The sequence below is a fragment of the Microbispora hainanensis genome (assembly GCF_036186745.1).
Classification (GTDB): Bacteria; Actinomycetota; Actinomycetes; order Streptosporangiales; family Streptosporangiaceae; genus Microbispora.
In genome coordinates this window covers 3,176,737-3,202,133 of sequence record NZ_CP108086.1, presented here as the reverse complement: position 1 = coordinate 3,202,133, position 25,397 = coordinate 3,176,737, and the positions used below count along the sequence as shown (strand labels likewise).

Sequence of the window (25,397 nt, the reverse complement as noted above, 5' to 3'; positions counted from 1 at the left end):
GTCCACACCCGCGACGTCGAGAACGGCTCGGAGAGCCTCGGTTCCGGCTGGCATCCGGCCGGTGCGCCCCGCGCCGCCCGGCAACTCGACCTGGCCGCACACAGCAGCACCGACCGGCGCCCCGCCGCGACGATCACGATCTGCAAGCGCCAGTCCGCGGGCCCAGCAGATCAGAACGACCGTCGGATCACGCGGTGACCTGGGCGTCAGCGATCGCGATGTCCTTGAAGAAACGCCGGTGTACCCGCAGCTTCTCGTCGCCCACCCGGATCACGTGCCACATTCCGGTGCCCGGGCCCAGCTTGGTCGCGCGCGGTAATTCCGCGAGAACTCCCTTGGCCTTGGTCATGGTGACCTTGCCGGCGTCCAGGACCAAGATGCGCTGCGGCGTGACCACGAAGATGCGGTACTGGTTGAGGGCAAAGAAAAGGAACATTCCCGTCAGCGCGAAGAGCCACTGGCTCAGGGTCTGAGCGCCGAAGACGGCCTGGATGGTCTCGCCCTGCCGCAGATATGGCGCAGCTACCGACCGCAGCGAATCATGAAGTGCCAATGTTTCCCTCCTATGAGTGGCGATTCGGCCTGGCATGCCGTGGGGCTGGCCAGGTGTCATGTCCGAGTGGATGGCAGCCCGTTGGACGACGGTCCGGGGGCGAATGTTCCCACGGCTCGTGGGTGACGTTCGCAAGATCTTTGAGTTTTGGACAGGGGAGGAAACAATCCATGCCGGGTGAAACGTCCAATAAGTCGAATCGAAATGCCTCGCCACCCCCGCTGACAATCCCTTCGAAGGACCACCGCCCGACTGGAGGTCGACGTCCCAGTGCTCCCTCGACACCCGTCCACCGGCCCGAATTCTGAGTTGGAGAGGCGATCATGACTGAGTGGTCCCTGGCGATCGACTTCGGTACGTGTTTCACCTGCGCGGCGATCACGATCGACGGCCGAGCCGAAGTGCTTGAGGTGGACAGCCGCAGATACCTGCCGTCCGTGGTCTACCGCGACGAGCACGGCGCGCTGCTGACCGGACGGCTGGCCGCCAGCCAAGCCGGCGTCTCACCGGCCAACGTGGCCCGAACACCCAAACGCGCCCTCGCCCAGGGCGCTCCGCTGCTGCTCGGCGGTTCGCCGGTAGCGGCGGAAGATTTGGTCGCCGCCGTCCTGTCGACGATGGCGGCCGAGGCCATCCGCAGGGCGGGCGGCCAACCGCCAAAGGAGGTCGTGCTCACCCATCCGGCCGCCTGGGACGACGAGCAGATCACCGCCCTGGGCGAGGCCGCCAGGCGAGCCAAACTTTCCACCGTCCGGTTCGTCCCCGAACCCGTGGCCGCCGCCGCGTTCTACACCGAGAAGGGGGACCTTCCCGCCGGGGCGCACGTCGCCGTCTACGACCTCGGCGGCGGGACCTTCGACATCGCAGTCCTCCGCCGTACGGCCACCGGGTTCGACGTCATCACCCAGGGCGGCAGCGACCGCATCGGCGGCGAGGACTTCGACGAAGCCCTCTACGAACTGGCCGCCGACCACGCGATGACACTCGACCCGGCCGCCTGGCAGGACTTCACCCAAGCCACCGGACCACGCGCCAGCCGCGACCGCGCCCTGCTCCGACGCGACATCACCGAAGCCAAGGAACTGCTCTCAGTCGAACTGACCCGCACCATCCTCGCCGGGAACCAGACCATCCGCATAACCCGCGACGAACTCAATCAGGCCATCGAAGCGGACATACAAGAGACGATCACCGAGTTCCACCGCGTACTCACCAGCACCGGCCTGTCACTCGGCGATCTGGCAGCGGTCTACCTCACGGGCGGCTCCAGCCGAATTCCCCTGGTCAGCGACCTGCTCAGCCAACTCCTCGGCCGCACTCCCGACCTGGCCGGCGACCCCAAAGCCGTCGTCGCCCTCGGCGCGCTCAGTTGGGCCACCCGGCCGTCTTCACCTGAACCCATACGCCTGACTGCTTACGCCACCTTGACCTGTTTCGCCGGGCCGGTCGGCGGTGTGGCGTTCAGCCCCGACGGCACCCTCCTCGCCACGCCGGATGTAAATAACGTAATACGGCTATGGGATGTCTCCCATGGGGAGCCTCGGATTTCTTGCGCCTTTATCACCGACCAGGAGAGCTGGACCTACGATCTGGCGTTCAGTCCTGTCGGCGCTGTCCTCGCCACGACGAGCGGCGACTCCAAGGTCCATCTGTGCGAGGTCGGGGATTCGGCGCAGATCTCGCGGGCGACCGCGCTCACCGGCCACACGGATGTGGTCGAGGATGTCGCGTTCAGCCCGGATGGAACCAGGCTGGCCACGGCGAGCCGTGACAGAGCCGTGTTTCTCTGGGATATCACGGCCATCGGCAGCCCTCGGGGGCTCATGTCCATCCAAGCTGCCGACCAGGTCAACGGGGTGGCGTTCAGTCCTGATGGCCGACTGCTCGCGACTGCCTCCGAGGATGGCTATGCCAGTGTTTGGAGCATTTCTGACCCTGAATGCGGAGAAGGCCTGTATGCCCTGACATACAAGGGTCCGGTGTTGAGTGTGGCATTCAGCCCCGTCGGGACTGTTCTGGCGGTGGGGGGAACCGACCCCGAGGCGCGGGCGCAGCTATGGGATGTCAGCTCGACAAACCCACGGCCCCTGGCCATTCTTGACCACCCCGACTGGGTCAGGGGTGTGGCATTCAGTCCCGACGGCACCAGGTTCGCCACCGCCTGCGACGACGGCATCGTCCGGCTGTGGGATGTCGGCAGCCTCGATCGGCCTTCAGCGATCCTCGAAGGCCACACCGACTGGGTCAGGGGCGTGGCGTTCAGCCCCGACGGCACCACCCTCGCCACCTCGGCTAAGGACGGAACGGTGCGCTTGTGGGCCGTCGGGGACTGCTGACCATGGTCGTCCGATCGAATCCGGCGGTAACGGCGGTCGCCGGCCACCTTGCCGCGCCGCGCGTCATCACGGAGCGCAGAGCCCGACGCGTAATTTACGTGGTGGTCGAGGGTGAGAGCACAGAATGTGATCACCTTGAGTGCCTTGAGGATAGATACGCGGGGACCCCTACACCAAGATCTGGACGGCGGGAGGAAACATACCGAGCGGGCGACACGTCCAACACGTCGAATCGAAATGCACCGCCACCGCCACCCGCCGCTCCCTCCGAGGACCAGCGCCCGACTGGAGGTCGACGTTCCCGTGTTCCTCCCACCAGTGACCCACCCGGCCATCGGCAAGATCTCCGAACTTGAGGGACGACCGTGAGCGACTGGTCGCTGGCGATCGATTTCGGTACGTGTTTCACGTGCGCGGCGATCCGGGTCGGGGAGCAGGTGGAGGTCCTGGAAACCGACAGCGGCCGGTACACGCCGTCCCTGGTCTACCGGGACGAGTCCGGCGAGCTGCTGACCGGCCGCCGGGCCGCCAGCCAGGCGGAGACCTTCCCCGCCCGGGTCGCCCGGGTCCCCAAACGGGAACTCGTGAACCGATCCCCCGTGCTGCTCGGCGGCGCCGTGGTCGACGCCGAAGACCTCGCGGCCGCCGTCCTGTCCACCATGGCAGGCGAGGCACTACGCCGCTCCGGCGGCGTCCCACCCCAGGAAGTCGTGCTCACCCACCCCGCCGCCTGGACATCCGACGACATCGCAGCGTTGGGCGAAGCCGCGAAACGAGCACACCTGCCGTCCGCCCGGTTCGTCCCCGAACCCGTGGCCGCCGCCGCCTTCTACACCCAGCGTGAGGACATCCCCGCCGGGGCGCACGTCGCCGTCTACGACCTCGGCGGCGGAACCTTCGACGTGGCCGTGCTCCGCCGTACGACCACCGGATTCGACGTCATCGCCCAAGGCGGCAACGACCGCATCGGCGGCGAAGACTTCGACGAAGCCCTGCACGAACTGGTCGCCGGCCACGCGACGACACTCGACCCGGCCGCCTGGCAGGACTTCACCCAGGCCACCGGACTACGCGCCACCCGCGACCGCGCCCTGCTGCGACGCGACATCACCGAAGCCAAGGAACTCCTGTCGGTCGAACTGACCCGCACCGTCATCGTCGGCGACCACGCCATTCGCATCACCCGCGACGAACTCAACCAGGCCATCGAAGCCGACATACGGGAGACGATCACCGAGTTCCAACGCGTACTCACCGAAGCCGGCCTGACACCACGCCACCTGACCGCCGTCTACCTCACCGGCGGCTCCAGCCGCATCCCCCTCGTCAGCGACCTACTCAGCCACCACCTCGGACGCACCCCCGACCTCGCAGCCGACCCCAAAGCCGTCGTCACCCTCGGCGCCCTCACCCGCCCCAGAAAGCCGCGCCCCTCAGAGGATCACGAAGAGAGCAGGACAGATCCGCCTCACAGGTCCAAGCCCAAGCCGGTATCCGCCATGAGCCATCGCGCTACCTTGGTCGGCCACGCCAAAGGGGTGGACGCAGTGAGGTTCAGTCCCGACGGAACCATCCTCGCCACCGCCAGCTATGACGAGACCGCCAGATTGTGGGATATCCGCAACCCAGACCGACCCCACCTGCTGACCATCCTCAATGGCCACGGAGTTTCATTCAGGCATATCGCGTTCAGCCCCGATGGAACCACCTTTGCTACCACCGGCCGAGAAGCGACCGCCAGATTGTGGGACATCCGCAACCCAGACCGACCCCACCTGCTGACCACCCTTCGAGCTCACACTGACTGGATCGAAGGCGTGACGTTCAGTCCTGACGGCACCATTCTCGCCACCGCCAGCAACGACGGGACCGCCCGGCTCTGGGACATCAGCAACCTGCATCAGCCCCAACCACTGAGCATCCTCAAAGGCCACCACAACTGGGTCTGGTGGGTAGTGTTCAGCCCCGACGGCACAACCCTCGCCACCGCTGGCTACCCCAGCGGGACCGTCGGCCTATGGGACGTCCGCGATCCCAGCCAACCCGTGCCCCTCAATACCCTCGATGGCCACCGCTCATCAGTCACAGGTGTAGCGTTCAGCCCCGATGGCGCAACCCTCGCCACTACCAGCAGCGCCATCCGGCTGTGGGACCTCCGCGATCCCAGCCAACCCATGCCTCTCAATACCCTCAAACGCCACCACAGCTGGGTCGCGGGCGGCTTCAACCCCGGCGGAGGCCCTCGCGGCGGCGGCGTCCGCAACTCGATCTCGCACGTTGTCTTCAGCCCCGACGGAACCACCCTCGCCATTGCCAACAACGACGGGACCGCCCGGCTATGGGACATCCACAACTTAGATCAACCTTTGCCGACGATCGTTCTTAAAGGCCATACCGGTCCGGTCCACGACGTGGCGTTCAGCCCCGACGGGGTCACCCTCGCCACCGCCAGCGACGACAAGACGGCTCGACTATGGGTCGCCGCTGGACATGGGTGATTCGGTCATCGGTTCGGGGTTCGACACTCCTGGTGACTGCCGCAGACCACTGGACGCATCTGAAATGGGAGAGACGGACATGAGTGGTTGGACGCTGGCGATTGACTTCGGTACGTGTTTCACGTGCGCGGCGATCACGGGCGATGGCCGGGCCGAGGTCCTTGAGGTGGACGGCGGCAGATACTTGCCGTCCGTGGTGTACCGGGATGAGCACGGCGCACTGCTGACCGGACGGCTGGCCACCAGCCAAGCCGCCGTCTCGCCGGCGAACGTGGCACGGACGCCCAAACGCACCCTCGCCCAAGGCGCTCCCCTGCTGCTCGGCGGTGCGCCGGTGGCGTCGGAAGATCTGGTCGCCGCCGTCCTGTCCACGATGGCGGCCGAAGCCATTCGCAGAGCAGGCGGCCAACCGCCCAACGAGGTTGTGCTCACCCACCCGGCCGCCTGGGACGCCCAGCAAATCGCCGCCCTGGGCGAGGCCGCCAAGCGAGCCGAACTCACTCCCGTCAGGTTCGTCCCCGAACCAGTCGCCGCCGCCGCGTTCTACACCCAGACCGGGGGTCTTCCCGTCGGGGCCCACGTCGCCGTCTACGACCTCGGCGGCGGGACCTTCGACATCGCAGTCCTCCGCCGCACCCGGGCGGGATTCGACGTCATCGCCCAAGGCGGCAGCGACCGCATCGGCGGCGAGGACTTCGACGAAGCCCTCTACGAACTGATCGCCGACCACGCCATGACGCTCGACCCGACCGCATGGCAGGACTTCACCCAGGCCACCGGGCCACGCGCCGTCCGCGACCGGGCACTACTACGACGGGAGATCACCGAGGCCAAGGAACTGCTCTCCGACACCACCACCCGGCAGGTCATAGTCGGAGACCTACCGGTGAGTGTGACACGCACCGAGTTCGAAGCAGCAATCACGGAGGACCTACGTACGACGATCACCACATTCCAAGAGGTGCTGACCAATGCGGGCCTGACACCACACGACCTGACCGCCGTCTACCTCACCGGCGGCTCCAGCCGCATCCCCCTCGTCAGCGACCTGCTCAGCCAACTCCTCGGCCGCACCCCCGACCTCGCAGCCGACCCCAAAGCCGTCGTCACCCTCGGTGCGCTTCAAACCAAGCCTGAGGCTGCCCGACCCGGTGAACCTCGCATCCCGATACCACCGCCTCGCCCGAACCCGGAGCGGGAATGGACTCGGCCCATCGACGCCCGCCGCACCGATGCACCGAAGCCCAGCCGTCGCCCGCTGGCTTTGGGGCCGCTGCGCCAGTCCGTGTCGGTAGTTCCCGAACCATCCTCCACGCTGATGATCATGTCGTTGTCTGAAAAGTCACCGAACCACAGTCCGCAGAACCAGCAGGAGAGACTGAGACTGGACGCCGAAATTCTTTTCGAGACTTACTGCGATCAAATGGCACTCTTCTGTCTGGGGTCGGCGCACGGGACGGATCTTTTCACCTCCCAGCGGGACGCATTGATCAAACAGCACGCGGACTGGCTCCCACTGCTGGACAGGTGCCGGCTCGCGAAGTCGGCAGCGGAATATGCGGCACTGACCGGAGACATCTCCGCGTTCGTCCGCCAGAACTACCGGGTGCTTCCTCACGTTCCTGTCATCGAGCCCATCGCGCCCCCCCTGATCGGCTTGAGGATCAAATGGAAGGTGGAGGAGCGTTGGGGCCTCTACTACACCTACCTTCAGGAGCTCGCCGCCTTCTTCGATCCACCTGTCAAGGTCAACCAGCTCGGAGAAGCGGTGCCGGAATTACATGGGCCCATCGAGCACGCGAGCAGTCTCCGTACGCACACGTTGAAGGAAGTGAACGAAGGGAGCCTGCCGCTCAGGGCCAAGCTTGCGCATCTGAACGCCCTGTTGGACGGGCTCCGGAACGCTCTGCGAGTAATCGACGAGCGGGTGCGCCGGGCTGTGGCCGAGGGGAGGCTGTGATGGGGGCGGCGGCGGGTGGGGGGCCGCTGTGCGCGGCGGTGGCGCGGCTGTGCGAGGAGGCGGAGGGGCGCTTCCCGGACGGCCCGGCGCGTACGGCGGTGCGGGAGGTGGCGGCACGGCTCTCGGAGCCGACGCTGCGCGTGGCGGTCGGCGGGCGGCTCAACGCCGGGAAGTCCACCCTCGTCAACGTGCTGCTCGGCCGGCGCCTGGCGGCGACCGACGCCACCGAGTGCACCAGGGTCGTCACCTGGTTCCGGCACGGCGACCGGGACCGGATCGAGGTCACGCCGCGCGACGGCCGGCCGTACGAGATCCCGATGGGTCCGGGCGGCATCCCGGCCGATCTCGGTCTGCCGCACGGGCAGATCTCGTCGGTGACCGTGCACGCCCGCAACGACGTGCTGCGCGGGCGGCACACGGTGGTGGACACGCCGGGCCTCGACTCGCCGACCGGGCTGGACGGCGACTCGCTGGTGGCGCTGCGGCAGGCGGATGCGCTCGTCTACGTGATGCCGCTGCCCGGGAAGGGGGACGAGGAGGCGCTGGCGGCGTTCCGCGCCGCGCTGTCGGGGTCGGGCCTGTCGATCGTCAACGCGGTCGGCGTGCTGAGCCGGATCGACGAGCTCGGCACCGGGAAGGGCGACCCATGGCCGGAGGCCACCCGGATCGCGGCGGGCTACGAGGCACGGCTGCGCGCCCTGCTGTCCGGCGTCGTGCCGGTGGTGGGGATGCTCGCGCAGGCGACGCTGGCCGACGGGCTGACCGACCAGGACGCGCGCTGGCTGCGCGACCTGGCGGGGGCGGCTCCCGCGGTCGAGCGCAAATACCTGATCTCCTCGCTTGACGACCTGCTCGCGTGGCGGGACTGCCCGGTCTCGCCCGAAGGACGCCGCCGGCTGTGGCGGCTGCTTGGGGGCTACGGCCTGCGCGAGAGCCTGGCCCTGATCGACACCGGTACGGCGGGCCGGGCGGAGCTCGCCGCAGCGCTGTGGCGGCGCTCGGGTGTGGAGGGCCTGTTCGACGTGGTCCGGCAGCGGTTCGTCGACGGCGCGGACGGCCTTCGGGCGAGCGCAGCCGTGGCGGCGCTGGATCGGATCGGCTGGGGCGCCGTGTCGCCGGCGGAGCGCATGGCCGTGGCCACGCTGCGCGCGGGCCTGTCCCGGGTGCGCGCCGAGCCCGCGATGCGCCGCGCGGAGCTGGCCGCGACCCTCAGCTCGGTCGTGGCGGCCGGGGCCGCCGTTCCCGCCGAACTGGAAGGGGACGTGCTCGTCTTGCTCGACGACACGGGCAAGGGCGACGTGGCGACCCCCGCCAGGATCGCCCGCCTCAAACGGGCGGAGGCCTCCTTCTCCCGGTCGACCGTACGGCTCGCGCGGCTCGCCCGCGAGATGTGCGAGGCGGAGTTGTACCGCTCCCGCCGATCGTGAAACCGGCTGGAACATCCACGGCACGCGCGTGGTCTAAAGACCGAACTCCGACTTCAGCAGCAGGAAGGGACCGGGTATCGACCTCCTCCTCTCCGAAGCCGAAGGGGGAATCGCCATACCGAAGGAGATTCGATGAACAGATGGGCGATAGGTTCGGCGGTCGCCGGGTTCGCCGCGGGCTACGCGTCCGGTGTCGTATACGCGAGGCGGAGTGCTCCGGAGCCGCCGCCGGCCCGGCCTGAGGCCGAGGCCGGCCCGTGGGCCGACATCGACTACGACGAGCTCGCCCGGCGATCGGCGGAAGAACCTGCCGCCCACCCGTCCAGGGAGGAGGAGCTGCTCGGCATCTGCATCGACATGGCGCACCGGCTTCGGGACGCCAAGCCCGCGCTGTGGGAGCGGCTCAACGAAGGGCTCGCGAAGGTGGGTGTCGACGTGGTCGTCCCCGACGGAGAGCCTTTCGACGCGGAGGCGTACGACGCGGTGGATCGGCAGCTGACCGATGACCCGGCGCGGCACATGACCGTCGCCGCGACGTTGTTCGCCGGTTACCGCGACCGCGGCACGTGGGTGCGCAGGCCCGAGGTCATCGTGTACGTCAACGAGGACGCGGCGAAATGACCGGCACGGCCGAGGTTCGCCGGCTGCTGGGCGAGGTGGCCGACGCCGCCGAGGAGTTCGGGCGGGAAGATGCGGCGCAGGCGGTGCGCGCCGAGCAGGCGCGGCTCGGCGCGGGCGCCGCGACCGTCGTCGTGGTGGGCGAGAAGAAGCGCGGCAAGAGCTCGCTCATCAACGCGATCGTCGAGCGGCCCGGCCTGCTCCCGGTCGACGCCGACGTGGCCACCAACGTGCACCTGACCGTACGGCACGCGGAAGAGCCGGTGGCCCGGGTTTTCGAGGGCCCGGAAGAGGCGGGGCGGCTGATCTCGATCGACGACATCGCCGAGTATGGCGCGCTCGATCCGCTGACCCAGGCCGCGCGTCACCCCGGCGTCCGGCATGTGGAGGTGGGGCTGCCGAGCCCGCTGCTGGCCGAGGGCCTGGTCATGATCGACACCCCGGGTGTCGGCGGGCTCGTGGCTGGTCACACCGCGCTCACTCTGGCGGTCATCGACCGGGCGGACGCCCTGCTGTTCGTGGTGAACGGATCGAGCGAGTTCACCGAGTCGGAGCTCCAGTTCCTCGCCCGGATCACCGACCGGACCGCGACGGTGATCTTCGCGCTGACCCAGATCGACAAGTACGCCGAATGGCAGAAGATCCTGGACCGCAACCGTGAGCTGCTCGCGCACCACGCCCCGCGCTTCGCGGACGCTCCCTGGCATCCGGTCAGCGCGCTGCGGTATGAGGAGGCCGCCGAGGCCGAGGCCGACGGCAGGCCGGACATCGCCGCCGATCGCCGGGCGAGCAGCGGGGTACGGAACCTCATCGACGGGCTACGTGGAAGCGTGATCGCCCGGGCAGAGGCCGTACGGAACGGCAACGCCCTCAAGGTGGCCAAGACGACGGTCGAGGACATCCACGCCGCGCAGCTCACGCTGCTGGAGTCCCTGCGCGGAGATCCCGAGTTGGCGCGGGCGGTGGCGGAGCGCAGAGACCGGCTCAAGCGGGTGCAGAGCACCGACGCGTCGTGGCGGTCTCGTCTGCAGACCACGATGGGGGATCTGGAGCGGGAGCTCCACCACCAGTTCGGGCGGCTGCGCAACGACCTGACCACGGAGGCGAACAACAAGATCGCCACCGGGACCCCGGAGGAGCTCCGCGCCTTCCCCCGGGAGATCGACGCGACGGTCGAGGCCATGTGGCTGGACCTTGACAATCGGCTGCGCAAGGGCGTGAACGCCATCGCCACGGAGATCGCCGGGGCCGTCGACGCCGAGGTCGCCTCGGTGTCCGAACGCAACCCGCTGCCCGACCGGCTGCGGCTGCCCGCCGCCGGCATTACGGAGGTGGAGGATCCGGTGCAGGGCAGTACGGCCGAGCGCATGCTCACCACGATCGGACCCGGCCTCATGACCTTCGGCATCCTCGGGAACATCGTCGCCCCGGGCGTGGCGGCGCTCGCGGGCGTCGGAGCCACCGTCTACCTCCAGCGCGTCCGTAAGAAGCGCGAGGAGGCTGCGGCCGGCCGCAGGAACGCCAGCCTCCACCTGCAGATGGTGCTCCGCGAGATCCAGACCGAGGTGCCCGCCGCGATCAAGGGGGCGCTGCGCGACCTCCGGCGCCGGATCGAAGAGGGGATCTCGGCGCAACTGGCCGACCGTGTCCGTGCCGCGCAGGAGGTCCTTGCCGAGTATGAGCGCATGGCCGCGGCGGCCGAGGAGGAGGTCGCCGGGAAGCGGGCGCTCATCCAGTCGGGCGTGGACGAACTGGCCGGTCTGCGTGACCGGTGCGCCACGCTGGCCGCCGGCCTGACCGCGACATGACCGAGTCCGGCGACGACGGCTGGTGGTCGATGTCGCAGTTCCCGGAGACCGACCCCGATCAGGCGATCGGGCCGGACGACCTCGACGCCCTCCGGGCGGCGATCAGGTCCGCCCCGGTCGAGTCCATCCGCGAGGACACCTTGCAGGGGATGCTCCACGACAGCCGGCTCACCGCCGGTGACCCCAACTATTGGACGGGAGAGAACATGTCCGAGATGACCTGGGACGACGGCCACTACACGAGCGACGACGTGATCGAGGCGGCGGATCACACCGGTTACCTGTCCATGGACGACTATGTCCACGGCGACAACGGCATGGCCCCCGACGCCTGACCGCCCGGCCGTACGAAAAGACACGACAAGGCCATCGCCGGGTCGGAACGAGTGTTCCGGCCCGGCGATGGCCTTGAGACTGAAAACGGGGTTCGAGGCGAGGCTGAAGGCCCGCGGCGGCCCGGGAGCGCGATGGTCCCGGGCCGCCGCGAAGCGCTGTCGGTCTCCGTATCAGAGCCGCTCGGTGCTCCTGCTCCTCGCTATCAGGGCGGCGATGGCCCCGGCGGCGGCCAGGGCCGCCACGATCCCTCCCGTGATGGCCGACGTCGGGTCGGGCTGGCTGTGGACACGCTCGGGCTCCTGTGCCTGCGGCGGTTCCGGCACCGGGCTCAACCGCATCGGCAAGTTCTGCGGGTTCTGCGCGTTCATAACCCTTACCTCTCTGCCTGGTCGGATTCCTCGTCTACCGTTGGACGACGCCCATGGGGCCGGATGTTTCCGGCCGGTTCCTGTTTTTCGGCAGGACGGATGACGACCCGCGGAACCGCGCCCGGCGTATTCGCGGCTACAGGTCATCCAGCTCGTTCACGTCCCCCGTCTTCTCCGGGAACTTCGCCTTCACCGGAGGTGATGCCTTCTTCTGCGAGGAGAAGAAGTTCTGGCCAGAGCTCTCTTCCTTGCCCTGGGAGGAAACGTGCCGGCTCTTGCCCGTGCCCAGGTCACCCGTACGGCCCGGCCTGCCCTCGGAGCCGTGACCGGCGGGGCCCTGCGAGCGACCCGGCTTCTGGTTCTTCTCCGGTGCAGGCGACCGCAACGAGCGGATGACCTTGCCGACCTCGGTCAGGAACTGGCCGAGGAGATCAGCATCGGGCTTCTTGTCCTCGGGCTTCCTGCCACCGGGCTTCGGAGACGGCGGGGGAGGCTGAGCGATGACAGGCGCCGGTACGGTCCGGGGCTCGTGAATGTCCGCCGCGCACAGGTGAGTCACCGGCCTCAGGAGGGCCTGCGCCGAGGCGTCCCATCCGGTCACCAGTGTGAAGGGGACTTTCGTTCTTCTGCCCTCGTCCCAGAGACGTTCGGCGTGGGAGGCCGGATAGAGCAGGACCTCGTCCTTTCGCGAGGTGAACCCCGCGGGCCCGACACCGAGAAGCGGCGGCGGCGTCACCTCCGGGGCCGAGGCCGGGCTCTCCACGAGGCCGTCGGCCACCGGGTCATCCTGGGCCCAGGGCGCGGTCTCGGGGACGCTCTCCTGGGTGTGGACCCGGGCGGGGTGCTCCTTCCACACCTGCTCGAAATACGTCTGATAGACGTCGCCGGCCCAGCGCTCGCAGTTCTCCGTCAACGCCGCGAAACTCGGAATGTCGGACGGCGTCTGCGGAGTGCCCCACCAGCCGACGAAGCAGTAGAGCTCGCGGGAAGCCTCATCGGTGTGCATCTCCTGGCTGAGCGCGCGGGCGTAGCAGGCGACGCCCACGAGCACGCCGTTCGCCCGATTCATGCCGTCCCCACCGTTTACCCTGCGGGCGAGGAGATAGCGGCCCTCCAGGCGTGAACCCTCAGGCCGGGAGGTCTCACCGGCGGCCTCACTGACGGCCTCGGGCCACCTCAGACCGCGGCCGCCCGCCACCGCCGCATTCACCGCATCCGCAATCCAGCCGTTCGGCGAGATCCCCGCGGGCAGGGCGCGCCACCATCTGTCGGCCCGGTGGGTGCGGCCGTAGACGACCGGGGTCCACATCGTCATCGGCTCTTTCCGTTCTCCCGGATTTTCCCGTCCTCGACGATCCGCAGGGTGTTGAGCTCCTTCCAGAGCTGGTCCACCCGGGTGCGGGCGGTCTCCAGTTCCTGACTGACCTCTTCTACCGCCGCCCGAATGCCGCCGAGGCCGTCGATCCGCTCGGCTATCTGGCTTCGCTTGAAGAAGCCGTTCCAGAAACCTGCCCGCAACTGCTCCAGCTCACCTTCGGTGGCCTGCCCGCGTGCCCGGAGCTCTTCGAGCCTGCGTGAGTCGCGCGCTATCCGACAGTTGATGTCGTACAGCAGCGAGAAGATGATCGGCTTGTGCATGTAGCGCACATCGAGCTTGGCCGGATCCACCTTCCGGTGGTCCCCGATGCCGAAGTCTCCCAACTGGACCGGGCAGATCAGCGTGGTCACGCCCTCGGAAAACGCGATCGGCACCAGGTTCTGAAGATTGTCCATGGCCCTGAAGATCGCATCCTTCTTCGGCATGCCGGTGATTTCGGCGAGCACGTCGATCTTCGTGATCAGCACGACCAGTGAGGGTGCGGGCAGCCCGGCGTTGATCCGCTCCTCCACGGTCCTGCTGATGTGGTTGGACAGGTGGCTCACCTTCATGGGGCCACGGGTGACGGTCGCCGGAGCGCCGTCTTTGATCCATTCGCCGACGTACCGCCCATCGAGCACGAGGTAGATGCTGTCCGACTCCTTCAGCCGCTCCCGCAGCTTCACCACGTCAGACAATGACTCGGGAGCGCCCGCACGCTCCACCGTGGCGCCCCCGCGGAAGTCCATCCAGTCGATGTCCACCAGCGACCGCACGCCGTGCTTGAAGACGAACTCATAAGAAATCGGCACATCCGCCGTCGGCGGAGGCAGTTGTCCCTCGTCGCACAGCAGGTCCCAGTTGTCCATCAGATCCAGGTCCTTGTCGGGGTCCTTGGCATTGAGGAAGTACCCCTCGATGCCCGCGGAGAGCGTGGCGTACATGCCGTACATGAACGTGGTCTTGCCCGAGTGGCTTGGGCCGAGCATCGTCACCGTGATCTTCGAGACGCCCACGTTGAAACCCCTTTCACGACGTCAGGAGACCGCGCCCATCGCGCGGTCGAGATAGCGCTTGAGTTGCCTGGCCGGGTCGAGCAGCGGCGTCAGCCGGTCGTACTCCTGCTTGGCGGCGTGCCACAGGGCGTTCACCCGGTCGGCGTGGGACTGCTCCCCCACCGCCCGGCTGATCCAGCGGTTGAGCAGGGTGTCGTGCTCGGCCCGATCCCGGGCGTCCCGCATGTGGTTGTCGATCATCGACTGCAGGGCCGTCACCCTGTTCGTCAGGCCGTAGTAGAGGCACAGCAACACCGGAAGCTCGATGTTGCGCGGCCGAGGCCCGCACGCGACGGGGATCAGCCCTCCGACCACCTTCTCGTCGGAGTCGGTCGCGTTGAGCAACTCGCCGAAGGGCGCGGTCACGCGCTCACCGACCGAGGCCCTGCCGAAGTCGACAAGATCGCATTTGGTGAGGAGAACCAGCACCACCGCGTTGCCCGTACGCGGCGCATCGAGCGCACGCTGCACATGGGAGATGATCCTTCGTGCCTCCCTGTCCCCGCGAGCATCGGTCGCCAGTCGGTGCGCGTCGGCGAACACCAGGATCGCGTCGGCCGCCTTGAGATCCTCGTGCAGCTCAGCCGCCTGCGGGCTGTCGCGGACGTGCTCGTTCAGCGCGCCACCCCGGTAGTCCCGCCAGGTGAAGGGGTAGACGTCCCTGCCCCCGTGCTGCAGCACGAGGTCGAAGACCGCGCGATGGTCGCTCGGCTGCGGATATCGTCCCCACCGAATGCCCTCCGCCGCCGCGACGAAGACACGGTGGTCGTCAACGGCTGACGCGCGCAGGCCGAAGCCTTCGATGCCCTCGTACATCCTCGCGTACATCAGGGAGACGTATGTGGTCTTGCCCGCGGCATTATGGCCGAGCATCACGATGTTCATCTCGCTCCTTCAGGATCAGTCCCATGGCGGCAGATTGGGGTGCTGCGGTGGCGGCCCGCCGCTGTGCCACGTCGGCGGCTCCGGCGAGGGGTCGGGGCTGGGTGGGGGCGAGGGTGGGTCGGCCAGGGCGAGCAGCGCCCCGTGCGCGACCACGCTCTTCGGGTCGGGGGTGACGTGCGGGAGCAGGCCCAGCCGTTCGGCGAGGAGATCGGACACGCGCGGCATCCGGCTGGCGCCGCCTGCCAGCACCAGCCCGTCCAGATCGGCCGGGGCGAGGCCCGCGGAACCGATCGTGTCCAGGAGTTGCTTGACGCTGCGCTCCAGATCCTCCGAAACGGCCTCCTCGAACTGGCGCCTGCGGATGAGGAACCGCACGTCATACCCCGGCACATCCATGGCGATCTCGGGCAGGGACGACAGCGCCTCCTTGGCCGTGACGACATCGCGGATCACCTGGGCACGGCCGCTCACGGACGCCCTGTCCTCCGACTCCCACAGGTCGTCCCACGGCCCCGGGTCGACCACGCGGGCGGACGCTCCGAGGAGATCGCGCAGCCTCTCGTTGAAGTCCTCGCCGCCGAGGAACGGGTCGCCGCCGACCTTGCCCACCGTCTCGAACCCCCGCTCGGTACGGCGAAGCACGGCCGTGTCGAACGTACCGCCGCCGAGGTCGTAGACCGCCACGCATCCCCCCACGGGGATGTCCCGCCCGGCGCCCCCGGTGGCGCATTGCGGCACCGGGCAACCGGCCGCGTGGTGCAGCACCGCCGCGACCGGTTCGGGCATGAAGCGCACGCCACGCAGGCCGGCGACCTCGGCCGCCTGCCCGAGCTTTCCGAGGTCCTCCCTCCCCCACTTGGCGGGGTGGGTCAGCACGACCTCCTCGGGCGTCCGTCCGCGGTGGAACGGCAGCGCCTCGCCGTACACCCGCGCGAGCACGGCGGCCACCAGGTCGACGGTGGCGACGGTGGCGCCGCCCAGGAGCACGTGGTCCGAGCGCACCAGCGCACGCTTGGGCAGCCGCTCGACGCGATCGGGCATCAGCGCGGCCAGATGCGCGGCCTCCCCGCCGGTGACCAGCTCGCCCGACGTCCCCAGCGCGACGAGGGACGGCAGATAACGGCTGTTGCCGATTTCCAGCGTGCTGATCGTGCCCGCCACCTCCATGGCGGCGGTGGTGAAACTCGTACCGAAGTCGATCGACAGCCGCCAGCCGTCCATCGCGTCCTCCCCTCCTGGATCGCGCGTTTGACGTGGCCTGGGAGGCGAATGTTCCGAACCCCCCGAAGTTCTTGGAATGCACATGTCCACGGGCACATACGCGGGCCGCCGGTCGTCCAACAACGGGCGATCAGTGTTCGTCGGAGGAGGGCGATGACAGACCACAGCCTGTGCGACCGGGTCCGGGCCATGTGCGCCGAGGCCGAGGCGTCCCTGCGGCCGGGGCCGTTCCTGACGGCCGTGCTCGAGGTCCGGGAGCGACTCGCCCGCGACACGCTCAGTGTCGCGGTGGGAGGTCGCCTGAACGCGGGCAAGTCGACGTTGGTCAACGCGCTGCTCGGGCAGCGGCTCGCGCCGACCGGTGCCACCGAGACGACGATGGTCTCGGCGTGGTTCAGGCACCACCACCAGAACCGGATCCTGGTGCACTTCAACGACGGGCGGCCGGACGCGGAGGTCCCGGCCCGCCCAGGTGGCGGCGTCCCCGAAACCCTGGGCCACCCGAGGGAGAGCATCAGCCACATCACCGTCGGCGTGACCAACGAACGGCTCGGCAGCGAGTTCGTTCTCGTGGACACCCCTGGCCGGGACGCGCTCAGCGCCCTTGACGACTATGCGATGGCCTCGATCCGCCGCGCCGACGCCCTGATCCTCGTCATGCCGCACCCCGGCGCCGATGAGGAGAAGGCGCTGGAGGAGTTCCGGCTGGTCATGGCGGGCTCGCGGCTGTCGGCGGCGAACGTGATCGGCGTGCTCAGCCAGATCGACCGCCTGGGTGACGGCACCGCACCTCCCGACGAGCAGCGGCGCATCGGCGCCGAGGTCGCCTCACGGGGCGCGGAACGATTGAAGGGCCTGGTGTGCGAGGTCGTGCCGGTGGCCACCAAACTCGCCCAGGCGGCCCGATGCCAGGCATTCACCGACAAGCACGAACGGGCACTGCGGACGCTGGCCACGGCCGATGCGCAGACCCTGGAGGACATGCTCTACTCCGAGAACTACCTCCTCACCGTCGCGCTCGACACCGTACCGGTGGATCCGGCGACTCGGCGTGAGCTGCTGGACCTGCTGGGCTTCCACGGCATCAGGGAAGCGCTAGCCGCCATCGACGCCGGCGCCCGGGACCTGCCCCACCTGCTGGAGGCGCTGCGGGAGAGATCGGGGATCAACCGCCTGCTCGACTGCCTGCGCGAGCGTTTCCTCGGCAGCGCGGACGCGCTGCGGGCCGACTCCGCCGCCGCACTGCTGGAACAGGCGCTCGACAGTGCGGAGCCGGACGAGCAAGACGTCGCCGAACGGCTGCGCGAGCAGCTCAGCCGCCTCAGGCGGGAGCCGGAGCTGCGCCGGGTGGAGCTCGCCGAGGTCTCGCAGGCCCACGCCACGGGCGATCTTCCCCTCAACCCGGAGCAGGCCGGGCAGTTGCAGGCCCTGATGACCGGGACGACGACGGCACAGCGTCTGGGCGTTCCGGACGAGTCGTCGCGGGAGGAGCTCCGGCGGGTGGCCGCGGAGCGCGTGGGCAAATGGCGGGTGCTGGAGACCCGGCTGCCACGCCGGGCCGGTCTGCACGCCACGCTCGTCCGGGAGATCTTCGAGCACCTCTACCTCTCGCTCGTGTGAACAAGTGGCCCAGGAACATCGGGCCGGGGGCCGTCGTCCAACGGGGGCATCGGAGTGAGGAGCGCAGATGACATTCGCAACGCGGCACCCGCTGGCGGGACAGGTCGTACGGACCGTCGAGCAGATCACGGATGCGGCACACGAGTCGGGCGACACCGACAGCGCGGCCATGCTCGCCCAGGAGTGCCTGCTGGCAGGCATGCCCGGGTCGGCCGTCGTGGTGGTCGGTGAGAAGAAACGGGGGAAGAGCTCGCTCATCAACGCCCTCGTGGGCCGACGTGGCCTGCTGCCCGTGAACGCCGACGTCGCGACCCGCGTCCACGTCGCGGTGCGCTATGCCGAGACCGATCAGGCAACCGTACACGGCCTCGCCGAGCATCCCGACGGCATGAGCATCCCCCTCACGGAGATCCCCGAGTACGTCGACGAGGCCCGGGCGATCGACCCGGCGACCGGCGAGGAACGACACCCCGGGGTGGAGCGGGTCGACATCGGGGTCGCCTCTCCCCTGCTGTCCGAGGGGCTCGTCCTGATCGACACGCCGGGCGTCGGCGGCCTCGTCGCCGGGCACACCGCGATCACTCTCGCCACGCTGAAGGGCGCCGACGCGCTCCTGTTCGTCGTCGACGCGACGAGCGAATTCCACGCGTCGGAGCTCGCCTTCCTGACAAAGGCGGCGGAGCGGATCCCCACGGTGCTGTTCGCCCTCACCCAGATCGACAAGAACTCGGCGTGGCTGGAGACGCTGAAGCTCAACCAGAAGCTCCTGCGCGAGCACGCGCCGCGCTTCGCGGCCGCGCCCTGGTTCCCGGTGAGCAACCGCTTCAAGATCGACGCCGACTCCGCGGCCGCCGCCGGGAACCAGGCCCGATCGGAGACACTGCTGGCGGACAGCCGGTTCGTCCCGCTACTGACCGAGCTGCGCGAGAACATCATGCTGCGGATCGCGGCGGACCGGCTGATCGCGCTCCTGAACAACGCCGACCGCGTGATCGACCTGCTGGACGCCGACGCCGAGCAGCGGCTCCGCTCGCTGGACCTCGACCCGCGGCTGATGGAGTCCATCCGGGCCCGGCAGGCCGAGCTCACGGAGCTGCGCGGCTCCGGCGCCTCCTGGCGGGCGGAGCTCGCCGACGGCTTCCGGCATGTGGAGGCGGAGCTGCGCACCGACATCGAAGCCGGGTTGCGCGAGATCGAGCGGAACGCCTACGCGGCGATCGACGCCGGCGGCAGGGACATCCGGTTCACCGTCCCGCGCGACCTCGAGGACGCCGTCCGCGGCCTCGCCCTGGACGTGCAGGGCACGCTGCACGCCACCGCCGACCAGATGGTCGCCCGCCTCGGGGAGAGATTCGGCGTGCACGGCGTCTACGTGCCCCCGCCGGAGATTCTGCTGGACCGCTGGCAGCAGGCGGAGCCGTACGACGACGGTGCGACGCCGGCCGACGTCGGTCAGGCCGTGGCCTGGCCCGCACCCGCCGAGGAGCAGCGAAGCGGCGAAATGGTGCCCCAGCACGTCCAGGACAAGCTGGTGAGCTACGCGAAGGGCGCCGGAAACGTCTACCGGTCGGGTCGCGCGGGGTGGAAGGCGATGCCCAAGGGCGGCAAGGCCGCGCTGATCCTGGTCGTGGTCAGCGCGATCGGCGCGGTCATCGGCGGCCTCATCGCCTACGCCAGCAATCGGACCAAGAACGAGCTTCGCCGGGCCGTGGGCGAGGCCATCGACCGTGCCCGCAGGACGCTCCCCGGCGCCCTTCAGGAGTCGATCGCCGAGCTGATGACCCAGGTCGAGTCGCGGGCCGCGGAGCGCATCTCCGTGCGCGCCGACGAGTTGGAACGGGCGCTCGCGGAGGCGGAGCACGACCGGGAGACGGCCGAGGCGGAACGCGAGGCCCCCCGCGAGAAGGTCCGGGCCCAGCGCGCCCACCTCGCCGCCCTGCGCACCGACGTCACCGAGCTCAAGCGGCAACTGACCTCGGGAGCCTGACCCGCTCGGAACGCCGTGAGGGTGGCGGCGCCGCCGGCCGCCGCCCTCTTCGCCCGGCTACATCCATCGCGTCACACCCCGTCCGAGGTGAGACGGCGGCGGAGGTCGGCGATCCTGGTGCGGAGCTGGGCCAGGTTCTCCCGCTGCGCCCTGGCCTCGGCGCGCGGGGCCTCCCGCTCGATCTCGGCGGCCTCGCGATCCCGCTCGGATCTGGCCAGCGCCTCTTCGAGCTCGGCCTCACGGACGGAGATCCGCTCCGTGACGGCCGCCTCCACCTCCTGCAACACCCCGGTCAGCATGTCCTGCAGCGCGGAAGGCAGCGTCTCGCGGGCCCGGAACAGCGCGTCGCTGGTCATCCGCCTCAGCTCCTCCTTCGTCTTGGTGATCCGGGTGATGAAGAGGCCCGCGATCGCCGCGCCGACACCGGCGACGACGCCGAGAGCGAGGCCGAGCTTGCCATACTTGGACATCTTCCCGACCCGGCTGCCGATGCCTGTGAAGACTCCGCCGACGCTGCCGACGGTCGGCGCCCACTCCGTGAGCTTCTCCTTGATCTGCTCGGCCGACAGAGCTCCCCGGGCGGCGCCGGCGACCGGCGCGGGCCAGTCGATGGGCCCTCCGGGGCCGGTCCCCCGATATGTCGAATCCCACCGGTCGAGCAGGATCTCCGCCCTGGGGACGTAGACGCCGTGCACCCCGAAGCGGCCGGCGAGCTCCCCGACGAGCCTCTCCGCGCCGGAGTGGACGCCGCCCTGGAGGTCGAGGACGAGGCCGCGGATCCCGTCTTCCAGGCTGCGCGGCACATCCTTGAGCGACTCCCGGCCACCCGAGTCGATCGCCTGCCGGGCCTGGTCGCCGAGCCGGCTGAGTCCCTCCTCCAGTTCGCGCCGGAGCGTCGACTCCAGCTTGCGAAAGCCTTCACCGAGCTCGGTCCGCCACTGAGCGCCTCTGCCGCGCAGCTCGGCCAGCTCGGCTTGACGTGCGCGCACCGCGGCGGCCAGCCCGGGGTCGAGCCCCAGCGAGCGCAGGCGCAGTTCCAGTTGTTCGTCGAGCGTGGCGATGATCGCGTCGGCGGAGCCGAGCACCGCCTTGAGCCGGTCGGCCATGATGCGCAGCATCACGTTGTCACGCAGCTCGGCGAGCAGTGGTGCGAATCCGCTGCGCTCCATGAGGACCGCCGCACGTTCGTCCCGGCCCTGCGCGGCGGCGCGGTCGGCCTCCTGCTTGGTGCGGCTGCTCACCGGATACCACGGCGCTGTGGCGAACCGCGAACCGCGGAGCAGGCGGTGGTTCTCCGCGAGCACGGCGCGCCAGCCGTCATGGGCCTTGTCGATCCCGGTCAGCACGAACAGGACCGTGTGAATGCGCTCTGTCGCGCGTTCCAGGAACGCGAGCTCCGACGCGTGCAGTTCGCCGGTGCCGTTCACCACGAAGATCAGCGCGTCGGCGCGGTTCAGCGTGGCCAGCGTGATGTCGGCGTGCCCGGCGATGAGCCCGCCCACGCCGGGCGTGTCCACCAGCACCAGCCCCTCGGACAGCAGCGGCGACGCGACGCCCAGCTCGACTCGTTCGACGCCGGGATGCCGGTCCTGCCCGGTCTTCGGATCCACCGCGGCGGTCTCGTCGACATACTCCGGCAGCTCAGCCGGCTCGATCTTCTTGCCGTCCGGGAACGCGCTGCCGTACACGACGGCCTGGTCCTCGTCAGCATGGATCACGGCGACGTGCACCCGGGTGGAGATGTCCGTGTCGACCGGCAGGAGCTCCCTCCTGCCCACCAGGGCGTTGATCAGCGAACTCTTCCCCCGGTTCTTCTCACCGACCACCACGACCGTTGAACCGGGCAGCTGTGCCATGCTGCAGTCCTGCATGAGAATCGTCGCGCTGTCGATGTCCCCCACTTCCCGAGCCGTGTCGGCCACGGCCGCCACCACCAAGGTGACCTCGTCTGCGAGCGGATGCCGGGTTGCCTGGACCATTTCTCCTCCTGCCGCTGATCGCTCCTTGGACGACGCGGCGGGGAGGAATGTTTCTTACAGGAGGGAGAAATACAACGCCTCGAACACCTCGCGGACCACAGTGGTGTGCCGCCTTCCCTTTCGGGGAAGCGCGGCCTCAAGGCTCCTCCATTCGTCGACGAGTTCGCCGATCCGCCCTCGTAACTCGTCCTGCGAGGCGTCCTCGGGCAGCCCGGCCCGCTGGGCGTTCGTCACCCCGGCCATCAGTGTGTGCAACTGGCCGGCGTTCCTGTCGGGCAGCGGCAACGTCCCGGCCGCGTGCGCCTGGGCGGCCTCCGCCAGCTCCATCCTGCGCATCGCGGGATGCCGTCCGAGCTCCCGCAGCAGGCCGCGCAGGCGACCGGCGACCTGCTGCTCAGCGGCGGTGGCGAAGTCAACCGCCCTATGGAGCGCGGCCATGGCGGCGTCGGCGCGCAGCGCGTCCGCACCGTTGACGAGCCGCTCCTGAAGGCGCTCCAGCAGCCGGTTGATGCCCGATCTCTCGCACAGCGCGTCGCGGAGCGCCGACAGGTCCCGGGCGCCGCAGTCGATCGCGTCGACGGCCTGCCGGATCCCGTAAATGGCGAGCAGATCGAGCAGTTCCTGTCGCATTCCGGTCTCGACCGGCACGGTGTCCAGACCCACCCGCAGGAAGTCCTCGTGGTCGAAGAGCATCTCGTCGAGCGTGTCGCGATCCGCGGCGGCGAGGATGCCCAGTGCGTGCCGGTGCTGCTCGGTCAGCCGCTCGCACCGGGCGGTCTCCGCCAGCTTCGTGGCGACGGGGACCACCTCGGCCACCAGGCCGGTCATCCGGCCGGCGGACCGGGCCGCGATTTTGTCCGCTTCCCGCCGCACCTCCTCCAGGTCGGTGCCCTGGCCGAGCTGGTCGATCCTGGTGAGCACGCCCAGCACGTTCGCCGCCGACAGGCGTGATCCGCGCATGGTTTCCTGGAACTCCCTGAGCGTGGCCGTGTCGCCCTCGCCCGGCTGCGGCATGGCGAGGATGAGCGCGTCGGCCGTGCGGATCGACGCCATCGAATAGTCGTCCAGCGCGCTCACCGCGTCTCTGCCCGGCGTGTCCATCAGGGTGAAGGCTCGGCCGATCGCCTTGTTGGCCGCCTCGACGACGAGGTGGCTCACCTCGGTGTGGTCGTACGGGATCGACCGCGGCACCCCGCCGCCCACGCGCGACGGAACCGAGGCGGGCGGGCGGCCGTCGTTGAAATGCACCCACACCCGGTTCATGTGATGGCTCCTGAACCATGCGGAGACCAGGGTGGTCTCGGTTCCGCCCGTGGGCGCCAGGCGCTGCCCGAGCAGGGCGTTCACCAGCGTCGACTTTCCGGCGTTCAGCCGTCCCCCGACGGCGACCACGAGAGTGTCGCCCGCGAGCCGTTCGGCCACGGCGCCGACCGCGTCCGCGAAGGGTCCCGGCCGCAGCGCCGCCAACGCGTCCGCGCACATGCCGCGGACACGATGGCACAGGTCGTACGTCGCTTCCTCCACACGAGCCTCCATGACGGGCCGCTCGTCTCGTGGGGACGGCTCGCCCGGCACGGATTTTTCCCCTCCGCAGCCGAGGTCTTCAAGGTCGTCTCACGGACCCTTGCGACCGGGGAGCCGGTCAGTGTGAGTGACGGGGCGGGGCGCTGCCGCTGCCGCCGACGAGGAAGTCCAGGTCCGCGCCCTTGTCGGCCTGCAGTACGTGCTCGCTGTACAGCCGCACCCAGCCTCGGGTGGCGGGTGGTTGCGGGGGCTGCCAGGCGGCGCGGCGGCGCTCGAGCTCCGCCTCGTCGACCAGCAGGTCCAGGCTCCGCGCCGGAACGTCGACCCGAACCAGGTCGCCGGTACGCACGAGTGCGAGGGGACCGCCCACGGACGCCTCCGGGGCCACGTGCAGGACGCAGGTGCCGTACCCCGTGCCGCTCATGCGGGCGTCGGAGATCCGGACCATGTCGGTGATCCCCTCCTGGAGCAGCCGCCGCGGCATGGGCATGTTGCCCACCTCGGGGAAGCCGGGGTAGCCGCGCGGTCCGGCGTTCTGCACCACGATCACCGTGTCGGCGGTGACGTCCAGGTCCGGGTCGTCGGCCGCGGCGACGTAGTCCTCGATGCGGTCGAACACGAGCGCCGGTCCGGTGTGCTGGAGCAGATGGGCCGAGGCGGCGGAGACCTTCAGCACGGCCCCGGACGGCGCGAGCGACCCGCGCAGCACGACGGTGCCCGAGCCGGCGGCCTGGAACGGCTTGTCCATGGTGCCGATGACGTCGCGGTTCCAGCACTCGGCGCCGCTGATGTTGTCGGCCACGCTCTTTCCGCTGACGGTGACGTGATCCAGGTGCAGCAGGGAGGCGATCTCCTTCATCAGCGCCGGGAGTCCGCCCGCGTACGCGAAGTCCTCCATCAGGTAGGTGCCGGACGGCATGAGGTTGACCAGCATGGGCACCTCGGCGGTGAGCGTGTCGAAGTCCTCCAGCGACAGGGGGACGCCGAGGCGCCCGGCGATCGCGAGCAGGTGCACCACGGCGTTGGTGGACCCGCCGATCGCGGCGTTGACCCGGATGGCGTTCTCGAAGGCCTCGCGGGTGAGCACGGTGGACAGCCGCTGGTCCTCCTGCACCATGGCGACGATCCGGCGCCCGGCGGCCTGCGCGAGCGCGTACCGCCGGGAGTCGACCGCCGGAAGGGCCGCGGACCCCGGCAGCTGGACGCCCAGCGCCTCGGCCACACAGGCCATCGTGGAGGCGGTCCCCATGGTCATGCAGTGCCCGCGGCTGCGGGACATGCAGATCTCCGCCTCGGCGCAGTCGGCCGCGGTCATCCGGCCGGCCCGCATCTCCTCGGTGAAACGCCACACGTCGGTGCCCGACCCGATGTCCCGGCCGCGGAACTTGCCGTTGAGCATCGGGCCACCGGTGACCATCAAAGTGGGCAGGTCGACGCTGGCCGCACCCATGAGCAGCCCGGGTGTGGTCTTGTCACAGCCGGACAGCAGCACCACTCCGTCGAGCGGGTTGGCCCGGATGAGCTCCTCCGCCTCCATCGCCAGCAGATTGCGGTAGAGCATGGTGGTCGGCCGCATCACCGGCTCTCCCAGGCTCATCGCCGGGAACTCGAGCGGCAGGGCTCCGCTCTCCCACACCCCGCGCTTCACCGCCTCGGCAAGGTCGCGCAAATGGGCGTTGCACGGCGTCAGCTCCGACCATGTGGTGGCGATGCCGATCACGGGCCGGCCGTCGAAAACGTCGTCGGCGAACCCCTGGTTGCGCATCCACGATCGATGGATGAACCCGTTGCGCCCTTCCGCGCCGAACCACTCCTGGCTGCGCAGCGGACGGTTGGTCATCGACATCGGGACACCTTTCTCTACA

General features: G+C 69.4%; 18 protein-coding genes. 9 read left to right on the top strand and 9 right to left on the bottom strand.

Annotation, left to right across the window (positions count from 1 at the left end):
* Window positions 1–187: 187 nt before the first annotated feature.
* On the bottom strand, window positions 188–553 hold the full coding sequence (locus OHB01_RS15110; protein ID WP_328708416.1) for a hypothetical protein: 366 nt from the start codon (window positions 551–553) through the stop codon (window positions 188–190).
* A 323-nt stretch (window positions 554–876) separates the two neighbouring features.
* Here OHB01_RS15110 and OHB01_RS15105 point away from each other — a divergent pair, with 323 nt between their 5' ends.
* The 7 genes from OHB01_RS15105 (at window position 877) to OHB01_RS15075 (ending at window position 11,535) form a co-directional block, all read left to right on the top strand.
* A complete protein-coding gene (locus OHB01_RS15105; RefSeq protein WP_328708417.1) occupies window positions 877–2,889 on the top strand; it encodes an Hsp70 family protein in 2,013 nt (670 codons plus the stop codon).
* A gap of 365 nt (window positions 2,890–3,254) precedes the next feature.
* A complete protein-coding gene (locus tag OHB01_RS15100; protein ID WP_328708418.1) occupies window positions 3,255–5,387 on the top strand; it encodes an Hsp70 family protein in 2,133 nt (710 codons plus the stop codon).
* Between the two features lie 79 nt (window positions 5,388–5,466).
* Window positions 5,467–7,347, top strand: a complete 1,881-nt coding sequence (locus OHB01_RS15095; protein WP_328855544.1) for an Hsp70 family protein — start codon at window positions 5,467–5,469, stop codon at window positions 7,345–7,347.
* The gene (locus tag OHB01_RS15090) at window positions 7,347–8,774 is read left to right on the top strand and encodes a dynamin family protein (protein ID WP_328708420.1); all 1,428 of its coding nucleotides are present in this window, start codon (window positions 7,347–7,349) and stop codon (window positions 8,772–8,774) included. The genes OHB01_RS15095 and OHB01_RS15090 overlap by 1 nt, the downstream gene beginning before the upstream one ends.
* A gap of 132 nt (window positions 8,775–8,906) precedes the next feature.
* Window positions 8,907–9,395, top strand: a complete 489-nt coding sequence (locus OHB01_RS15085) for a hypothetical protein (RefSeq protein ID WP_328708421.1) — start codon at window positions 8,907–8,909, stop codon at window positions 9,393–9,395.
* Window positions 9,392–11,200, top strand: a complete 1,809-nt coding sequence (locus tag OHB01_RS15080; RefSeq protein ID WP_328855543.1) for a dynamin family protein — start codon at window positions 9,392–9,394, stop codon at window positions 11,198–11,200. The genes OHB01_RS15085 and OHB01_RS15080 overlap by 4 nt, the downstream gene beginning before the upstream one ends.
* A complete protein-coding gene (locus OHB01_RS15075) occupies window positions 11,197–11,535 on the top strand; it encodes a hypothetical protein (RefSeq protein ID WP_328708423.1) in 339 nt (112 codons plus the stop codon). Before OHB01_RS15080 ends, OHB01_RS15075 begins: the two co-directional genes overlap by 4 nt.
* 171 nt (window positions 11,536–11,706) lie before the next feature.
* On the opposite strand, the gene OHB01_RS15070 is transcribed toward OHB01_RS15075, so the two are convergent.
* From OHB01_RS15070 to OHB01_RS15050, 5 genes are all read right to left on the bottom strand, one after another.
* Complete coding sequence (locus OHB01_RS15070) at window positions 11,707–11,904, bottom strand: hypothetical protein (RefSeq protein WP_328708424.1); 198 nt, start codon at window positions 11,902–11,904, stop codon at window positions 11,707–11,709.
* Window positions 11,905–12,040: 136 nt separating this feature from the next.
* Window positions 12,041–13,219: a hypothetical protein gene (locus OHB01_RS15065; RefSeq protein ID WP_328855542.1), complete on the bottom strand. Its 1,179-nt coding sequence runs from the start codon at window positions 13,217–13,219 to the stop codon at window positions 12,041–12,043.
* The gene (locus tag OHB01_RS15060) at window positions 13,216–14,277 is read right to left on the bottom strand and encodes a hypothetical protein (RefSeq protein ID WP_328708426.1); all 1,062 of its coding nucleotides are present in this window, start codon (window positions 14,275–14,277) and stop codon (window positions 13,216–13,218) included. The genes OHB01_RS15065 and OHB01_RS15060 overlap by 4 nt, the downstream gene beginning before the upstream one ends.
* 21 nt (window positions 14,278–14,298) lie before the next feature.
* Window positions 14,299–15,201, bottom strand: a complete 903-nt coding sequence (locus OHB01_RS15055) for a TRAFAC clade GTPase domain-containing protein (RefSeq protein WP_328855541.1) — start codon at window positions 15,199–15,201, stop codon at window positions 14,299–14,301.
* 15 nt (window positions 15,202–15,216) lie between these two features.
* Complete coding sequence (locus tag OHB01_RS15050) at window positions 15,217–16,422, bottom strand: Hsp70 family protein (protein ID WP_328708428.1); 1,206 nt, start codon at window positions 16,420–16,422, stop codon at window positions 15,217–15,219.
* Between the two features lie 153 nt (window positions 16,423–16,575).
* Here OHB01_RS15050 and OHB01_RS15045 point away from each other — a divergent pair, with 153 nt between their 5' ends.
* Window positions 16,576–18,042 carry a dynamin family protein gene (locus OHB01_RS15045; RefSeq protein ID WP_328708429.1) on the top strand — a complete coding sequence of 489 codons (1,467 nt, stop codon included), beginning with the start codon at window positions 16,576–16,578 and terminating at the stop codon, window positions 18,040–18,042.
* 67 nt (window positions 18,043–18,109) lie between these two features.
* Window positions 18,110–20,029 carry a dynamin family protein gene (locus tag OHB01_RS15040; RefSeq protein WP_328708430.1) on the top strand — a complete coding sequence of 640 codons (1,920 nt, stop codon included), beginning with the start codon at window positions 18,110–18,112 and terminating at the stop codon, window positions 20,027–20,029.
* Between the two features lie 71 nt (window positions 20,030–20,100).
* Here the strand turns inward: OHB01_RS15040 and OHB01_RS15035 are convergent, their stop codons facing one another.
* The 3 genes from OHB01_RS15035 to OHB01_RS15025 all read right to left on the bottom strand — a co-directional run bounded on the left by OHB01_RS15035 (window position 20,101) and on the right by OHB01_RS15025 (window position 25,378).
* Window positions 20,101–22,008, bottom strand: a complete 1,908-nt coding sequence (locus OHB01_RS15035; RefSeq protein ID WP_328708431.1) for a dynamin family protein — start codon at window positions 22,006–22,008, stop codon at window positions 20,101–20,103.
* A 54-nt stretch (window positions 22,009–22,062) separates the two neighbouring features.
* Window positions 22,063–23,532: a dynamin family protein gene (locus OHB01_RS15030; RefSeq protein WP_328708432.1), complete on the bottom strand. Its 1,470-nt coding sequence runs from the start codon at window positions 23,530–23,532 to the stop codon at window positions 22,063–22,065.
* A gap of 118 nt (window positions 23,533–23,650) precedes the next feature.
* Window positions 23,651–25,378, bottom strand: coding sequence for an IlvD/Edd family dehydratase (locus OHB01_RS15025; protein WP_328708433.1), 1,728 nt, complete (start codon window positions 25,376–25,378; stop codon window positions 23,651–23,653).
* Window positions 25,379–25,397: the final 19 nt, after the last annotated feature.